General features: G+C 73.4%; 11 protein-coding genes. 5 read left to right on the top strand and 6 right to left on the bottom strand.

From position 1 onward, the window contains the following. Nucleotides 1-77: 77 nt before the first annotated feature. The 3 genes from ACPCK6_RS09930 (at nucleotide 78) to ACPCK6_RS09940 (ending at nucleotide 4269) form a co-directional block, all read left to right on the top strand. Nucleotides 78-1274: a thiolase family protein gene (locus tag ACPCK6_RS09930; RefSeq protein ID WP_423480932.1), complete on the top strand. Its 1197-nt coding sequence runs from the start codon at nucleotides 78-80 to the stop codon at nucleotides 1272-1274. Next, nucleotides 1271-3334, top strand: a complete 2064-nt coding sequence (locus ACPCK6_RS09935) for a 3-hydroxyacyl-CoA dehydrogenase NAD-binding domain-containing protein (RefSeq protein WP_396883905.1) — start codon at nucleotides 1271-1273, stop codon at nucleotides 3332-3334. Before ACPCK6_RS09930 ends, ACPCK6_RS09935 begins: the two co-directional genes overlap by 4 nt. Nucleotides 3335-3522: 188 nt before the next feature. Further along, complete coding sequence (locus ACPCK6_RS09940) at nucleotides 3523-4269, top strand: hypothetical protein (RefSeq protein WP_423480933.1); 747 nt, start codon at nucleotides 3523-3525, stop codon at nucleotides 4267-4269. A gap of 58 nt (nucleotides 4270-4327) precedes the next feature. Here ACPCK6_RS09940 and ACPCK6_RS09945 read toward each other — a convergent pair whose 3' ends face one another. The 4 genes from ACPCK6_RS09945 to ACPCK6_RS09960 all read right to left on the bottom strand — a co-directional run bounded on the left by ACPCK6_RS09945 (nucleotide 4328) and on the right by ACPCK6_RS09960 (nucleotide 9542). Continuing rightward, nucleotides 4328-4714 carry a VOC family protein gene (locus tag ACPCK6_RS09945; RefSeq protein WP_423480934.1) on the bottom strand — a complete coding sequence of 129 codons (387 nt, stop codon included), beginning with the start codon at nucleotides 4712-4714 and terminating at the stop codon, nucleotides 4328-4330. A gap of 245 nt (nucleotides 4715-4959) precedes the next feature. Then, on the bottom strand, nucleotides 4960-7506 hold the full coding sequence (locus tag ACPCK6_RS09950; RefSeq protein ID WP_423480935.1) for a malectin domain-containing carbohydrate-binding protein: 2547 nt from the start codon (nucleotides 7504-7506) through the stop codon (nucleotides 4960-4962). Nucleotides 7507-7710: 204 nt separating this feature from the next. Further along, entirely contained in the window at nucleotides 7711-8877 is a 1167-nt protein-coding gene (locus tag ACPCK6_RS09955) for a sensor histidine kinase (protein WP_194803014.1), read from the bottom strand. Next, entirely contained in the window at nucleotides 8874-9542 is a 669-nt protein-coding gene (locus ACPCK6_RS09960; protein ID WP_018788976.1) for a response regulator transcription factor, read from the bottom strand. The genes ACPCK6_RS09955 and ACPCK6_RS09960 overlap by 4 nt, the downstream gene beginning before the upstream one ends. Nucleotides 9543-10051: 509 nt before the next feature. Here ACPCK6_RS09960 and ACPCK6_RS09965 point away from each other — a divergent pair. Further along, nucleotides 10052-11239, top strand: coding sequence for a C39 family peptidase (locus ACPCK6_RS09965; protein WP_423480936.1), 1188 nt, complete (start codon nucleotides 10052-10054; stop codon nucleotides 11237-11239). On the opposite strand, the gene ACPCK6_RS09970 is transcribed toward ACPCK6_RS09965, so the two are convergent. Beyond that, nucleotides 11240-12532: an outer membrane protein assembly factor BamB family protein gene (locus tag ACPCK6_RS09970; RefSeq protein WP_423480937.1), complete on the bottom strand. Its 1293-nt coding sequence runs from the start codon at nucleotides 12530-12532 to the stop codon at nucleotides 11240-11242. Further along, nucleotides 12529-13785 (bottom strand): outer membrane protein assembly factor BamB family protein, encoded by a 1257-nt coding sequence (locus tag ACPCK6_RS09975; protein WP_423480938.1) that lies wholly within the window; start codon nucleotides 13783-13785, stop codon nucleotides 12529-12531. The genes ACPCK6_RS09970 and ACPCK6_RS09975 overlap by 4 nt, the downstream gene beginning before the upstream one ends. A gap of 93 nt (nucleotides 13786-13878) precedes the next feature. Between ACPCK6_RS09975 and ACPCK6_RS09980 the strand changes: the two genes are divergently transcribed. After that, nucleotides 13879-15747 (top strand): DUF6311 domain-containing protein, encoded by a 1869-nt coding sequence (locus tag ACPCK6_RS09980; protein WP_423480944.1) that lies wholly within the window; start codon nucleotides 13879-13881, stop codon nucleotides 15745-15747. Nucleotides 15748-15755 lie beyond the last annotated feature (8 nt).

Consider the following 15755-nt stretch of genomic DNA (forward strand, 5'->3'; position numbering starts at 1 on the left):
CCACGCGGGGGGTGGTGCCACGCCTGGTTACTGGCGAGTAGCATCCGGGGAAATGCCCGTGCCGAGGGAGGCTCCAAGTGCCCCGTGAAGTTCGGGATGTCGTCTTCGTCGACGGCGTCCGTACCCCGTTCGGCAAGGCGGGTGGGATGTACGCCAACACCCGCGCCGACGATCTGGTGATCCGCTGCATCCGCGAGCTGATGCGCCGCAACCCGCAACTGCCGCCGGAGAAGGTGGAGGAGGTGGCCATCGCCGCCACCACCCAGATCGGTGACCAGGGCCTGACCATCGGCCGCACCGCCGCCCTGCTGGCCGGCCTGCCCAAGACCGTGCCCGGCTTCGCCATCGACCGGATGTGCGCCGGCGCGATGACCGCCGTCACCACAGTGGCCAGCGGCATCGCCATGGGCGCGTACGACGTCGCGATCGCCGGCGGCGTCGAGCACATGGGCCGCCACCCGATGGGCGAGGGCGTCGACCCCAACCCGCGCATCGTCGCGGAGAAGCTCGTCGACCCGTCCGCCCTGGTGATGGGCTCCACCGCGGAGAACCTGCACGACCGGGTCCCGCACATCACCAAGGAGCGCACCGACGCGTTCGCGCTGGCGTCGCAGCAGAAGACCGCGAAGGCGTACGCCAACGGCAAGCTCCAGGGCGACCTGGTGCCGGTGGCGGTCCGCGACCCGGAGGCGGGCTGGGGCCTGGCCACCGTGGACGAGGCGCCCCGCGACACCTCGATGGAGAAGCTGGCCGGCCTGAAGACCCCGTTCCGGCCGCACGGCAAGGTCACCGCGGGTAACGCGGCCGGCCTGAACGACGGCGCCACCGCCGCGCTGCTGGTGGCCGAGGACACCGCCCGCGAGCTGGGCCTGCCGGTCGGCATGCGCCTGGTGTCGTTCGGCTTCGTCGGCGTCGAGCCCGAGGTGATGGGCGTCGGCCCGATCCCGTCGACCGAGAAGGCGCTGCGCATCGCCGGCCTGAGCATCGACGACATCGGCCTGTTCGAGCTGAACGAGGCGTTCGCGGTGCAGGTGCTCGCCTTCCTCGACCACTTCGGCATCGCCGACGACGACCCGCGGGTCAACCCGTGGGGCGGTGCGATCGCCATCGGTCACCCGCTCGCGTCCTCCGGCGTCCGGCTGATGACCCAGCTCGCCCGCCAGTTCGCCGAGCACCCCGAGGTCCACTACGGCCTCACCGCCATGTGCATCGGCATCGGCATGGGCGGCACTGTGATCTGGGAGAACCCGCACTGGGAGGGTGGAGACAAGTGAGCCTCGCCGCACCGAACGAGGTCGTCACCAAGGCGCTGCTGCGCCAGGTGGCCGTACCCGGGCTGGACCGGCCCGCCGCCCTCATCACCCTGGACAACGGTTTCGACCACACCAAGCCGAACACCTTCGGCCCGGCCGGTCTGACCAGCCTGGACGAGGCGATCACGGCCGCGCTGGCCGCGGAGCCGGCGTTCATCGCGGTCACCGGCAAGCCGTACATCTTCTGCGTGGGCGCGGACATCACCAGCCTGCCCGCGCTGGAGAACCGCGACCAGGCGCTGGAGATCGGGCGGCTCGGCCACCGGGTCTTCGCCCGGCTCAAGGACAGCGCCGTCCCCACCTTCGCGTTCGTCAACGGCGCGGCGATGGGCGGCGGCCTGGAGCTGGCGCTGCACTGCCACTACCGGACCCTGTCGGCGGGCGCGGCGGCCCTGGCGCTGCCCGAGGTCTCGCTCGGCCTGATCCCCGGCTGGGGCGGTACGCAGCTGCTGCCGAACCTGATCGGCATCCCGGCGGCGACGCAGGTCATCATCCAGAACCCGCTGATGCAGAACAAGATGCTCAAGCCGAAGCAGGCGGCCGAGATGGGCATCGCGGACGTGCTGCTGGAGCCGGCCGACTTCCTGGAGCGGTCGCTGGAGTGGGCCGCCGGCGTCGTCCGGGGCGAGGTCGCCGTGACCCGTCCCGAGGTCGACAAGGACATGTGGGCGGGCGTGCTCTACTTCGCCCGGCAGACCCTCGACCAGCGGCTGCACGGCGCGGTCCCGTCCGCGTACAAGGCGCTGGATCTGCTGGAGACGGCGAAGGACGCCGACTTCGCCACCGGCACCGCGGCGGAGGACGAGGCCCTCGCGGACCTGGTCTTCTCCGAGGAGCTGCGCAGCGGCCTGTACGCCTTCGACCTGGTGCAGCGGCGGGCCAAGCGCCCGGCCGGCGCACCGGACAAGGGCCTGGCCCGCCCGGTCACCAAGGTCGGCATCGTCGGCGCCGGCCTGATGGCCAGCCAGCTCGCGCTGCTGTTCGCCCGGCGGCTGCAGGTGCCGGTCGTGATGACCGACCTGGATCAGTCCCGGGTGGACAAGGGCGTCGGCTACGTGCACACCCAGATCGAGAAGGCCGTGAGCAAGGGCCGGATGGACAAGGGCACCGCCGCCAAGCTGTACGGCCTGGTGTCCGGCTCGGTCGACAAGTCCGTCTTCGCCGACGCCGACTTCGTCATCGAGGCCGTGTTCGAGGACCTGGGCGTCAAGAAGCAGGTCTGGGCCGAGCTGGAGAAGATCGTCAAGCCGGAGGCGGTGCTCGCCACCAACACCAGCTCGCTGTCCATCACCGAGATGGCCGCCGAGCTGGAGCACCCGGAGCGGGTGGTCGGCTTCCACTTCTTCAACCCGGTCGCGGTGCTGCCGCTGCTGGAGATCGTCCGCGGCGAGCGGACCGACGACGCCACGCTGGCCACCGCGTTCGCTGTCGGCAAGCAGCTCAGGAAGTCGTCGGTGCTGGTCAAGGACGCCCCGGCGTTCGTGGTGAACCGGCTGCTGACCCGCTTCCTCGGCACCGTCTTCGCCGCCGTCGACCAGGGCACCCCGCTGGACGTGGCGAACAGCGCGCTGGACCCGCTGGGCCTGCCGATGCGTCCGCTGGCGCTGCTGCAGCTCGTCGGCCCGGCCGTGGCGTACCACGTCGGCGGCACCCTGCACGAGGCGTTCCCGGACCGGTTCGGCGTCAGCGAGAACCTCAAGCGGATCGCCGACTCGGGCCAGCCGATCGTGGTCGACGACCAGATCAACGACGAGGTGGCGAAGCTGCTGGTGGTCGGCGACGAGCCGCTCACCGCCGAGCAGGTCCGGCAGAACGCGCTGGACGCGCTGGCGCAGGAGATCCGGCTCATGCTCGACGAGGGCGTCGTCGCCGAGGCGCAGGACATCGACCTGTGCATGATCCTCGGCGCCGGCTGGCCGTTCCACCTGGGCGGCGTCACGCCGTACCTGGACCGGACCGGCACCTCCGAGCGGGTGACCGGCAAGCGGTTCCTGCCGCGCGGCGTGGCAAGCCTGCGCTGAGGCGCCCGCAGCGCATCGATCGCGGTGGTCGGGCTGTCCGTTCCGGACGGTCCGGCCACCGCGATCGGCGTCTGCGGCCCAGGTCACGGGTAGGTCGCGGTTTGGGATCCCCGCCCTTGTCCGGACAGCGGGTTGTCGGTGGTGCTGGCTACGATCACGCGTCCAGTTTTCTCACAGGAGCTGCCTACATGTCCCAGCCGCCGTCCAGTCCCTACTCCGGCAACTACCCCTCCCCCCAGCAACAGCCCGGTGGCTTCCAGCCGCCGCAGCAGCCGCAGTACGGCGGTGACTACCCGCAGACTCCGCAGCAGCCGCAGTACGGCAGCCAGCTCGGTGCGCCGGTCCCGCCGAAGAAGAAGTCCGGCGCCGGCAAGATCCTGCTGATCGTCCTCGCGGTGGTCCTGGTGCTCTGCGTCGGCGGCGGTGTCGCCGCCTACTTCGCCACGAAGGACACGGTCGACGAGGTGGTCACCGCCACCAAGACCCGGGTGGTCGAGCCGCAGACGCTCGGCGGCCGGGCGAAGGTCACCGACCCGCAGCTGCAGTCCGCCGCGGCGCAGATGAAGTCCGAGCTCAGCAAGGACGTGCCGGACGCGACAAGCACCGTCGGTGCGTTCTACGGCGACCCGGCCAAGAAGGACCTGGTCATGATCGTGGCCGTGTCCGGCGTCATGGCGGACCCGAAGAAGGAGCTGGCCGACGCCACCGCGGCGGTCACCCCGGACCTGGCCACCAAGGACTTCAAGACTGTCGACGCGGGCCCGCTGGGCGGCGACGCCAAGTGCTCCGACGGCAAGGCGTCGGACGTACCGGTGGCCGTCTGCATCTGGGCCGACCGGGGCAGCCTCGGCATGGTGGTGGTCTACTTCAAGTCCGCGGCCGAGCTCCAGTCGGAGTTCGTGGCGATGCGCGGCGAGATCGAGAAGCAGGACTGACACCGGTTCACGCACCGGGCCCCCGCCGTCACGGCGGGGGCCCGGTGTCGTTTCCGGATCAGGCGGACGCGGCCCGTTCCGCAGCGCTGCGGCACACGCAGAACTCGTTGCCCTCCGGGTCGGCAAGCACCACCCAGCCGGTGCCGTCCGGCCGGCGCCGGTCGGCCACCAGCGTGGCGCCGAGGTCGCGCAGCCGCGCCACCTCCTCGTCCCGGGTGCCCTCGGCCGGGTGCAGGTCGAGGTGGAACGCGCCCTTGCCGTGCCGCTCGCCCACCTGGACGAACAGCAGGTCGGGGCCGTGCCCGCCGGGTGCGGCGAGGACCGCCTCCGGGTCGCCCGGGTGGTCGTCGTCGGCGAGCCGGCGGTCCAGCACGTGGGCCCACCAGCCGGCCAGGGCGTACGGGTCGTCGGTCTCGACTGTCACGCAGTGGATCTGTGCACTCACGGTGTTTCCTCCTGTGGGGAGCGCGCCCCGGCGGAGTGGGAAGGTCAGCGGGGAACGCGGGGCGCGGGACGGTTCACGACGGACATCGACCACACCCCCTTCCACCTCTCGGGCTGACCGGTTGATCATTCCATCGCCCGCGCCGCGCACACAACCCCGCTCGTGCAAGGAAGGGCCCCTTGTTAACAGCGAGCTGTTAACAAGGGGCCCTTCCTCTACCGCAGGCGTTAAGAAGGGGCCCTTCCTTACGGGCCGACGAACACGGCCTTCGCGCGCCAGTCGACGCCGTCGACCGCCGGGCCGCTGCGCACCGTGAACGTCGTCGACGGAGCGACACCCGTCCAGTCGGCGGCGGACAGGTCACCGGTGCTCCGGTTCACCTTGTAGAGCGTGGTGCCGGCCGCGAACAGCGCGCCCGCATCGGCGAACCCGCTCGCCCCGGCCACCGTGAACCGGTCGGCGCCGACCACACCGCTGTCCGGCGTGAACCAGCGCCAGAACAGGCCGTTCTGCCCGCTCAGCGAGTAGTAGAGCCGCCCGTCCCGGTAGAACATGCCGGTCACGTTGGGGATCTCGGCGTAGAAGCCGGTGGTCGCGCCGACGTACGTCTGCCCGGCCGGGCCGGAGTTGGTCACCACGGTGTCCCAGTACGGGTCGTGGTACGGGTCCACCAGCTCGGGCGTGCCGAACGTGGTGCCGTCGAACGTACGCCGCCACAGCGCGCCCTCGACGCCGTAGAACAGCGTCCCGCCGACCCAGAACGCGTTACGCGTGGCGGACCACACGGTCTCGTCCGGGTTCGCCACCGGGCTGGGCGTGCCGACGCCGGTCAGGCCGTCGTACGAGCGGACCTGCACCTCCTCGCCGGTACCGGCCGGCGGAGGCCCGGTCTTGACGATCTCGACGGCGTCGACGAGCGGGTTCTCCTTGACGTGGCGGAACTCGATGTCGACGGTGCCGTCGCTGGTCACCGTGAACTCCCGCATGGTGCCCACGTTGTGCCCGACGCCGGCGGACAGGTCCAGGTCGTCGAGGACGACGGTGCCGTCCAGCGCGACGTCGAAGACGCGGGTGTTCGGGGCGGAGGTGCCGTCGTACCGGTTGGCCAGGTAGAGCCGCACGTGCACCTCGGTGCCGGTGGGCACGGGGAACTGCCAGAGCATCTCCGCGCCGCCGGCCGGGTCGTACCGTTCGTCGCTGTAGAGCGCGGCCGGGGTGCCGGCCGGCACCGTCGCGTCCAGGCTGCCGACCGTGTTGAAGCTGGAGGTCGAGCTGCCGGTGTTGTGGTACGGGCTGGGGCTGGAGCTGGTGTCGGCCGCCCAGTCCGGTCCGCCGTCGGTGGCGGCGACCAGCGGGCCGCCGGCGTTCACCCGGTACAGCACGTTCGTCGGCTTCGGCAGGCCGGCCTGGTAGACGTTGCCGGGCAGTGCGGCGGTGCTGGTCGGGTGCGGGGCTTTGCCGCCGGCGAGCGGGAAGAACGCGATCCGCTCGCGGCGGTACTGGAAGTTGCCGATCCAGAGCGTGTCGCCGCCGACCCAGAGGCCGGACTCGGTGACGAGCATCTCCGAGGCGCCGATGCCGCGCGGGTGCCGGCCCGGGTTCCAGGACAGCGGCAGGCCGTTGACCGGGTCGAGCGCGGCGATGCTGGCCCGGCCGACCGCGCCGGCCCGGGCGTTGTCGGTGCCGGCGGTGTTGTTGAGCCAGCGGAGGTGGCCGCCGACGTAGACCGCCTGCTCGCTGATGCCGACGGACAGGAACGTGTCGCCGCCGCTGTAGTCGACCCAGGTCGGCTGGAGGTTGTCGCCGGTCGCGCCGGCCTCCCAGCGGGCCGCGGTGTCGCAGAGCGTCCCGCCGTACGGTGCGCCGGTGGTGACCACCACGAAGTAGCTGTTTTCCGGGGAGAACGCGACGTCGCGGACGTACGAGTCGAACGACTGCCACTTGCAGCGCGGCGTGTAGCGGGCCGTGTTCCAGTCCGCGACGGTGGCGGCGGTGGCACCCAGGTCGATCTTGACGATCTGGTCGTGCAGGATCCCGTCGGCCTTCTTGAAGTTGCCGATGACGACGAGCTGCGTGCCGTCCGGGGAGACGGCGAGCTTCTCCGCGCCCACGCCGGCCTTGGCGCCGCTGACACCGTCCCAGTTGTGGTTCTCGGTCAGCGTGGTGGTGAGGTAGCTGTCGACCGCGCCGGTGGTGGCGTTGAGCGAGGCGAGCCCGCCGCGCGGGTTGGGGTTGCCGGCCGTGGTGAAGATGCCGCCGACCAGCAGCCGGTCACCGACCAGTGCGATGTCCTTGATCAGCCCGTTGAACGCCGGCGGCGCGAAGCTGGTGACGACCGCCCCGGTGGCGACGTCGAGCAGGGCCACCTTGCGCCGGGTCACGCCGTTGACGGTGTTGAACTTGCCGGCCACGAAAACCGTGCCCGCCGTGGGACCGGCGACGACCGCCGTCACCTCGTTGTCGAGCGTGGGCGCGAACGCGGTGTCCACCTGCCCGGTGGCCTTGTCGAAGGCGAGCAGGTAGTCCCGGGGGATGTCGACGTCGGAGTTGCGGTTCTGCACCCGGGTGAAGGAGCCGCCCGCGATGATCTTCGTACCGGCGTCGTGGATCGCGTCGACCGAGCCGTCCTGGACGTCGGGCGAGGCGGCGGAGGGGACGGTGTGGACCACTTTGTCGTGGCCGGGCGCGGCGGCGGCCGCGGGCGTGGCCGGGGAGAGGCCGGCGACGGTGAGGGCGCCGGCGGTGAGGACCGCGAGGATGCGGCGGCGGCGCGGGGCCGAGTGGTGGGTCACGGGCAGCTCCGGTGGGTGAGCAGGGTGAGGCGTCGCTGCGCTTACTCTCCGTTGATCCCCGGCTCCGCGTCCAGCGCGGGCGGCGCATTCTGCCCGACCACCGTGCGCCATGGGCCGACCACCGTCGGGTCCGGCCAGGACAGCCGAGGCCGCCCGCACGAAAAGGTGAGGCCGTCTCACCGGCCGGGCGGGCCGGCTCGGCGGTCAGGTGGCCGCGGCCGGGTCGGCCGACGGAAGCGTGACAGTCACCTCCAGGCCGCCGCCGGGCTGGGCGACCGCCTTCACCGTGCCGCCGTGCGCGTCGCTGACGGCCCGCACGATCGACAGGCCGAGACCGGAGCCGCGCGCGCCGGTGCGTTCCTGGCCGCCGCGCCGGAACGGTTCGAACAGCCCGGGTACGTCGGCCGGGGCGACCTCGAAGCCGGTGTTCCCCACCACCAGCCAGGACCGCTCGCCGTCGGTGCCGGTGCGTACCCAGATCCGGCCGTGCAGGTGGTTGTAGCGGACCGCGTTCTCCACCAGGTTTCCGGCGAGCCGGTCGAGCAGGCCGGGGTCGCCGACCACCGGCGCCGGGCGCAGCGACGTGTGCACCTTCAGGCCGATGCGCTCGACCTCCCGGGAGACCGCGGAGAGGGCGTTGGCGGTGCCGATGGCGAGGTCCGACTCGGCGCGCCGGCCCAGCCGCCGGCCGGTCTGCGCCTCGCTGCGCGCCAGCACCAGCAGCGCGTCGACCAGGCCGTTGGCGCGCTCGGAGGCGTCGCGCACCACACCGGCCATGCGGCGGTACTCGGCGAGGTCGGCGTCGTCGTCGCTGAGCGTCACGTCGATTTCGGTACGCATCACCGCCAGCGGCGTCCGCAGCTCGTGCGAGGCGTTCGCGACGAACCGTTTCTGGGCCTCGAAGGCGCCGCTGATCCGGTCGAGCATCGCGTCGAACGTCTCGGCCAGTTCGGCCACCTCGTCGTCGGCGCCGGACCAGCCGATCCGCTCGTCGAGCGTGGCCTCGCCGAGCCGGCGGGCGGTGGCGGTGACCTGGTGCAGGGGGCGTAGCGCCCGCCCGGCGACCAGGTACGCCCCGGCCACCCCGACCACACTGATCGCCGCCAGCGCCAGCAATCCCTTGACCAGCAGTTCCTGCGACGCGGCGTCGACGAGCTGCCGCTGCCACTCGCCGGCGTCGAGGGTGCGGCCGTCGCTGAGCACCACAGTGGTGCCGGGCAGCAGCTCGTCGGTGGGGCGTAGCGCGTCGCGGACCAGCAGCCAGGCCAGCAGCACCAGGATCGCCCCGGCGCCGACCAGCAGCACGCCGTTGAGCAGGGTCAGCCGCAGCCGCAGCGTCGGCCGTACCCGGCGCGTGGCCGGCGCGCTCACTGGCGTACCCCACCGATGCGGTACCCCGCGCCCACGACCGTGTCGATGAGCGGCGGGTCGCCGAGCTTCTTGCGCAGCGTCATCACGGTGACCCGGACGATTGTGGTGAACGGGTCGGTGTTGGCGTCCCAGACCCGTTCCAGCAGTTCCTCGCTGGACACCACAGCGCCGCGCGCCTTGAGCAGTTCGGCGAGCACGCCGAACTCCTTGTTGGTGAGGTCGAGCGGCACGCCGCCCCGGCTCACCACCCGGCGGGCCGGGTCGAGCACCAGATCGGCCACCTCCAGCACGGGCGGCGCGGCCGGGGTGGCGCGCCGGCCGAGCGCCTGCACCCGGGCCACCAGTTCGTCGAACGCGAACGGCTTGGCCAGGTAGTCGTCGGCGCCGAGTTGCAGCCCCTCCACCCGGTCGGCGACGGTGCCGCTGGCGGTCAGCATCAGCACCCGGGTCAGCGCGCCGGAGGCGGCCAGGTCGGCGCAGATCCGGTCGCCGTGCACGCCGGGCAGGTCGCGGTCCAGGATCACCACGTCGTAGCGGGTGACGAACGCCGCCTCGTGCCCGGCGTCGCCGTCGTAGGCGACGTCGACAGCCATGCCGCGCTTGCGCAGCCCGCGCGCGATCGCGTCGGCGAGGTTGCGCTCGTCCTCGACCACCAGTACCCGCATCCCGGCCTCCCATTTCGTGACCCCTGACAACCTAGTGCGGCTGGCAAAACCGGCCGCCGGAGGAGCCGATCTCCGACGCGGCCGCCGCGCGGACAACGGTTGTCACTTTGCGTAGCCCCGAGGCCGCTTCGGGTTTGCGTCACACACCGTGATCGGCGCTCACCGAGCCACCTCGGACGCCCAGCGATTCAGATCGCCTCGACCAGGAGAAACGGTCGACCGGCGCGCACCGCCGGGGGCACGCCCCGCGCCCTTTGCTCTGCAGCCACATGCGCAGCGGTAGCCGTGGGTTGCCGCTGCGTCGATGGCTGCAGAGCAAAGGGGGCGCGAGGGTAACCCTGCCGGGGCGGGTTGCGACTACGTTGGGTCACGGCACGCCGGTGGGTTGCGGTCGGCGGCGCGGGCGGCCGTTGCAGAAAACCTTCGGGTACGCGATGCTCGGCGGCGATGATCGACATGCGCACCAGCAACGGGCCGCGTCCACGCCGGGCGGGTTCCCGATGAGCGGCATGAGTGGCGCGACCGGCCGCGACATCGCGTACCGCCGGTTCCGCTTCCCGGCGGACCGCGACCTGGGTCGTGTGGACGGGCTGCGCGACGGGCCGGACGGGCTCACGCCCGGCGGCGCGGCCGGCCCGGTCGCGCACACCGATCCGCACTCCGGGACCACAGCCGAGTACGCGGCCGGCACCTGGACCTCTCCCGTGACGCCCGCCGGCTTCGCCGTCACCGAGCTGGTGCCCTCGTGGACCGCCGACACCCCGCCCGGCTGCTGGCTGCGGGTCGAGCTGCGCGGTTGGGCCGGCGGCACTGCCACCACCGGCTGGTACGACCTGGGCCACTGGGCCGCCGACGACAGCGCCGTGCACCGCGCCTCGGTACCCGGGCAGGAGGACGACCGGGCGCGGATCGCCGCGGACACGCTGCGGGTGACCGGCGCGACGGTGACCGGCTGGCAGGTCCGGGTGACCCTGCTGCGCCGCCTCGACGCGCCCGCCGGCCCGGTGCTGCGCACCGTCGGCGTGGTCGCCTCGACCGACCCGCCCAGCGGCGCGGAGGCCACGGACGTCGGGGACGCGCGCGCGTGGGGGCGGGTGCTGGACGTGCCGCGTTACGCGCAGCGGCTGCACGCCGCCGGGGAGACCCGCTGGGGTGGCGGCGGCGACTCCTGGTGCAGCCCCACCTGCGTGTCGATGGTGCTCGACTTCTGGGGCGCCGGCCCCACCCCGGACCGGTACGCCTGGGTGGCGCCGCCCGGCCCCCGCCCGCAGGTGGTGCACGCCGCCCGGCACTGCTACGACCACGCCTACGGCGGGCCGGGCAACTGGCCGTTCAACACCGCGTACGCGGCCACGCACGGGGTGGACGCCTTCGTCACCCGGCTGCGCTCGCTGGCCGAGGCGGAACGGTTCGTGGCCGCCGGCCTCCCGCTGATCGTCTCGGCCGCGTTCACCGCCGGTCAGGTGCCCGGGCTGGACTACGACACCCGGGGACACCTCATGGTGCTGGCCGGCTTCACCGCCGACGGCGATCCGGTACTCAACGACCCGTACGCGCCGGACGACGAGCGGGTCCGCCGCACCGTGCCGCGCGCGCCGTTCGAGAGCGCCTGGCAGGTGGGCAGCGGTGGGATCGCGTACGTGCTGCGGCCCGAGTCGACGCCGCTGCCGCCGCCCCCGGCGCAGGCCAACTGGTGATCAGCGGCCGGCCGGCCAGATCGCCATGCCGCCGGTCGGACGCAGGCACACCAGTTCCGTACCCGTGTCCGCGCACTCGGACCAGGGGCCGGGCAGGATCCCCCGGATCCGCACCTGCCCGGCCGCCACGTCCAGCGCGCCGACGAGCGTGCGGTCCTCGGTGAGCGTGCGCAGCCCGAGCAGCGGCCCGGACGGGAGGTCGTTGCCGGAGACACGCCACCGGCCCAGCCGGGCCAGCACACGGCCGCTCGGCGGGTCCAGCGCCGACAGTTCCAGTTCCTCCCCGACGCCGCGTTCGGCGGCGATGAGCCGGTCGCCGACCGGTCCCATCCCCAGCCAGCGCTCGTCCGTCCAGGCCGGACGGCCGGTGGCCGGGTCGAGGGCCTGCGCGCCGCCCACCTGGTCGCGCAGGCACACCATCCCGGCGCAGTCGGCGAACCAGAGCCCGGCGCGGGAGCCGACCGGCAGGCTCCACCGCTCGTCGAGCCGGTCCAGGCCGTACCCGGTGACAGTGCCCCGGGCGTCCTCGACAAGCAGGAGGTCGGCCACGACCTGCGCGTACCGGTAGGCGGCGCGATCGGCCGCGGGCGCCACCCGGCCGGTGTGCGCGACCGCGCCGGAGTCCGCGTCGTACACGGTCACCCGGCCCTGCGGGGTGACCAGCACGAGCTGCGTCACCCCGTGGTCGTCGCGGCGGTACCCCACCTCCTGGCCGGGTACGGGCAGCGTCCACCGCACCTCGCCGGAGGCCGGGTCCACGGCACGGACGGTGCCCGCACCGGGCGGGCGGGGGTTCTCCAGCAGCAGCCCGCCTGATGCGGTCCGGACCGGGTAGCCGGGATGCCGCCAGCGCAGCGTGCCGGTGGCCGGGTCGAGCATGGCCGACACGGAGTCGCCGTCCCCGGCCGGGCTGCTCGTCACCAGCAGTCCCCCGGACACTGCGGTGAGGCCGAGCACGTGGTCGCCGTCGGTCAGCGCGAACCGCCACGCCGGGTTCCCATCGGGCAGCCGGTACGCGGCGACCACCCGCCCACCCCGGCCGATCGCGCCCGGGCCGTCGGCCACCACCACGCGGTCCGGCAGGACCACGAACGCCGCGCCCTGCGGGGCGGGCACCCGGACCGGCTCGGGCCGTCGCGGCGGCCCGGCGGCGGCGGTGACCACGAGCAGCACCAGGCAGCCGAGCAGCGCCACCCGCGCCGTGGGGCCCGGCGGCCGGCGGGGCGGTGCGGCGGCCGGCTCGTCGGCGGACTCGCCGTGCCGCATCTCCCCCAGCTCGATCACCGGGCTCACGTCAGCCGCCGCACCAGGTAGTCGCCGCCGGGCCGGCGGCAGACCAGAAGCGTCACGCCGGTGGTGCAGTCGGTGCCGGTGAGCGTGTCCCGGATCGAGGGCGGATCGCCGGACAGGCCCACCTCGGCCAGGAGCCGTCTGCCGCCGCCCAGCGGCCGTGTCGCCAGCAGCGGGCCGCCCGGCTCGTGCTGCGGGACCGGTCTCCAGCCGCCCAGGTCGGCGATCAGCCGCCCGTCGTCCTGGTCGAGCACCGCCAGGCCGTCGTCGATGCCGGTGTCGGGGACGCCGACGAGCAGCCGGCCGCCACGCTCCGCCGCCACGCCCGCCCACCGGTCCACGCTCCAGCGCACGGCGCCGGTCGCCGGGTCGAGCGCGGTCATCCCACCGGCCGGACCGACGGCGCAGAGCAGGGCGCCGCAGCTCTCGACGTGGCCGACGAGCTTCCGCACGACGGTCCAGCGGGGCCGGAGCGTGTCCAGGTCGTACGCCTCGATGGTCCCGTCGCCGTCGCGGAACTCCAGCAGCAGCCCTCGGACGATCTGCAACCGGCGCTGGGTGGGCGGTCGGGCCGGGGACAGGTTCCGGGCCACGAGCCGCGCGCCGGTGCGCACGTCCACGACCACTGTCTCGCCTCTCGCCGGGGACGACACCATGCGTGCCGGCCCGGCCGGCTCGGCGTCGAACCCCAGCGCGCCGGTCATCGGCGCCGTCCACACGGTACGGCCGTCGGCCGGGTCCAGCCCTCCGATCGACGTCGTGGTGTCGGCGCCGGCCGACTGGATCAGCAGCACGCGGCCCACCGCGAACGCGATTCCGGGCCGGCGCCAGACGTCCGCGCCGGTGGCCGCGTCGTACGCGACCGTCTGCCAGTCCGTGTCGCCGACGCCCCGGCCTGCCACGATCACCCGGCCGTCCTGTTCCCACACCGACACGGCGGTGCCCACGCCTGGTAGCGGGCTGCGCCACCGCTCCCGGCCGCCCCGGTACGCCAGCAGTTCCCGCCCGCCGCCGGCGCCCGCGCGGTCCGGCCGCACCACGTACACCACGTCGCCGGAGACGAACACGGCCGATCCCAGCCCGCCGGGCAGCGTCCACTCGACCGGGCGTCGCGGCGGGGTCGCGGCGGTGAGCGTGAGCAGCGCCACCAGCAGCACCACGAGAAGGCGGAACGGCCGTCCGACGGCATGCGGGGGGCGGGGCGCCGGGCCGGGCGGTGCGTCGTCGCGCAACTCCCCCAGATCGATGACGGTCACGACCATCCTCTCCCGCGCGCCGAGCCGCCGCCCGACCGTGACCGGCCGTGTGACGAACCGCCTGTACGATGGCGCGTCGTGGCCGTGCCCGTGGTGGACCCCTCGCTGAACCCCTCGTCCGTCGAGGCGGACGCCGTCGTGGCCGACCCGCCACGCCGCGCCCGTCGCCGGCCGGCCCGCGCCGACGTGCTGGCCATCGGAGCCTATGTGCTCCTCGGCGTTCTCGTCTGCCTCAACTACTGGGGCGACGTCGAGCACCGGGTCTCCTCGCACCTGCCCACCGACCACAGCTGGTTCGAGTGGCTGTTCGCGCACGGCGCGTACTCGGTGCAGCACCTGGAGAACCCGCTGTTCACCACCCGGCAGAACGCGCCGGACGGGGTGAACATGATGGCGAACACCTCGCTGCTCGGGGTGACGCTGCCGCTGGCGCCGCTGACGCTGCTGCTCGGCCCGCAGGTGATGTACGCGCTCTACCTGGGCGCCGCGCTGTCCGCGACCGCCGCCACGTCGTACTGGGTGCTGTCCCGGCATTTGGTCCGGTCCCGGGCCGGGGCGTTCGTCGGCGGGGCGTTCCTCGGTTTCGCGCCGGGCATCGTGCACCACGCCAACGGCCAGCCCAACTTCGTGTCGAACTTCCTGCTGCCGCTGATCGTCGCGCGAGTGCTGCGGCTGGGTGAGCCGGGCCGCTGGCGGCGCAACGGGGTGGCGCTCGGGTTGCTGGTCGCGTACCAGATCTTCATCAACGAGGAGATGCTGCTGCTGACCGCGCTGGCCTGCCTGGTCGTCGTGGTGGCGTACGCGGTGCAGCGGCCCCGCGCGGCCCGCGAGCGGGCCGGGTCGTTCGTGGCCGCGCTCGGTGTCGGCGGCGGCCTGGCGCTGCTGCTGACCGCGTACCCGATCTGGTTCCAGTTCAACGGCCCGCAGTCATACCGCGGGTTGCAGGGCGGCGTCTTCCACAACTGGGGCGAGGATCTGGTCGCCTTCGTCACGTTCGCCCGGGACACGATCGCCGGTGACGAGGCGGTGGAGAAGACCATCGGCCTGACCGAGCAGAACACCTGGTTCGGCTGGCCGCTGGTGCTGGTGGCGCTGGCCGCGCTGGTGCTGCTGGTCCGCCGGTCGGTGCCGGCCCGGATCCTGGCCGTGCTGGTGGTGGCCTTCACGATCGCCTCGATCGGCCCGGTCGTGCGGTTCAACGGCGTGGAGACCGACATCGACGGTCCGTGGGCGTACATTCCGGACGATCTGCCGCTCGTCGAGATGATGATGCCGACCCGGTTGAGCCTGGTCGTGGTGGCCGCAGTGGGCGTGCTGCTCGCGCTGGCGTGGGACGCGCTGGCCGGTGCCGGCCGCCCGCCGGTGCCCGCCCCGCGCGCCGCCGTCGACGACAGCACGGACGACGACGGCGACGGGACGGCCGCGCGCGACACGCGCCGCCGGGTGCTGCGGCTGGCCGGGTACGCCGCGATCGTGGCCGCCGTGGTGCCGCTGATCCCGCGTCCGCTGCCGGCCGAGCGGATCGACCCGCCGCCGCACTTCATCACCGCGGGCGGCTGGCGGCCGTACGTGCCGGAGGGCCGCACGCTCGTGCCGGTGCCGATCCCCAGCAACGTGCACGGGCTGCACACGCTGCGCTGGAGCGCGCTGACCGGGCAGGAGTTCCCGATCCCGGGTGGCTACTTCATCGGCCCGAACGAGCGCGGCGAGGGTGTGTTCGGCGCCCCGAACCGCCCCACCAGCACGCTCATCTACTCCACCATGGATGCGAACGAGGTGCCGGAGATCACCGAGGAGAACCGCCGCCAGGCCGTGGACGACCTGCGCTTCTGGCGGGCGTCGGTGGTGGTGCTCGGGGCCGGCCCGCGTGAGGCGGTGCTGCGCGACCTGATGGCCGAGCTGCTCGGCCCGCCGCAGCGGGTCGACGACGTGTGGATCTGGGACGTCCGCGACCGGGTGTGACACCCGGC

This window comes from Micromonospora sp. AB353 (assembly GCF_049538395.1).
GTDB lineage: Bacteria > Actinomycetota > Actinomycetes > Mycobacteriales > Micromonosporaceae > Micromonospora > Micromonospora aurantiaca.

Coding starts and splice junctions, on each gene's coding strand:
- ACPCK6_RS09965 (WP_423480936.1), top strand. CDS start 10,052: ATGAGTGGCGCGACCGGCCGCGACATCGCGTACCGCCGGTTCCGCTTC.
- ACPCK6_RS09940 (WP_423480933.1), top strand. CDS start 3,523: ATGTCCCAGCCGCCGTCCAGTCCCTACTCCGGCAACTACCCCTCCCCC.
- ACPCK6_RS09960 (WP_018788976.1), bottom strand. CDS start 9,542: ATGCGGGTACTGGTGGTCGAGGACGAGCGCAACCTCGCCGACGCGATC.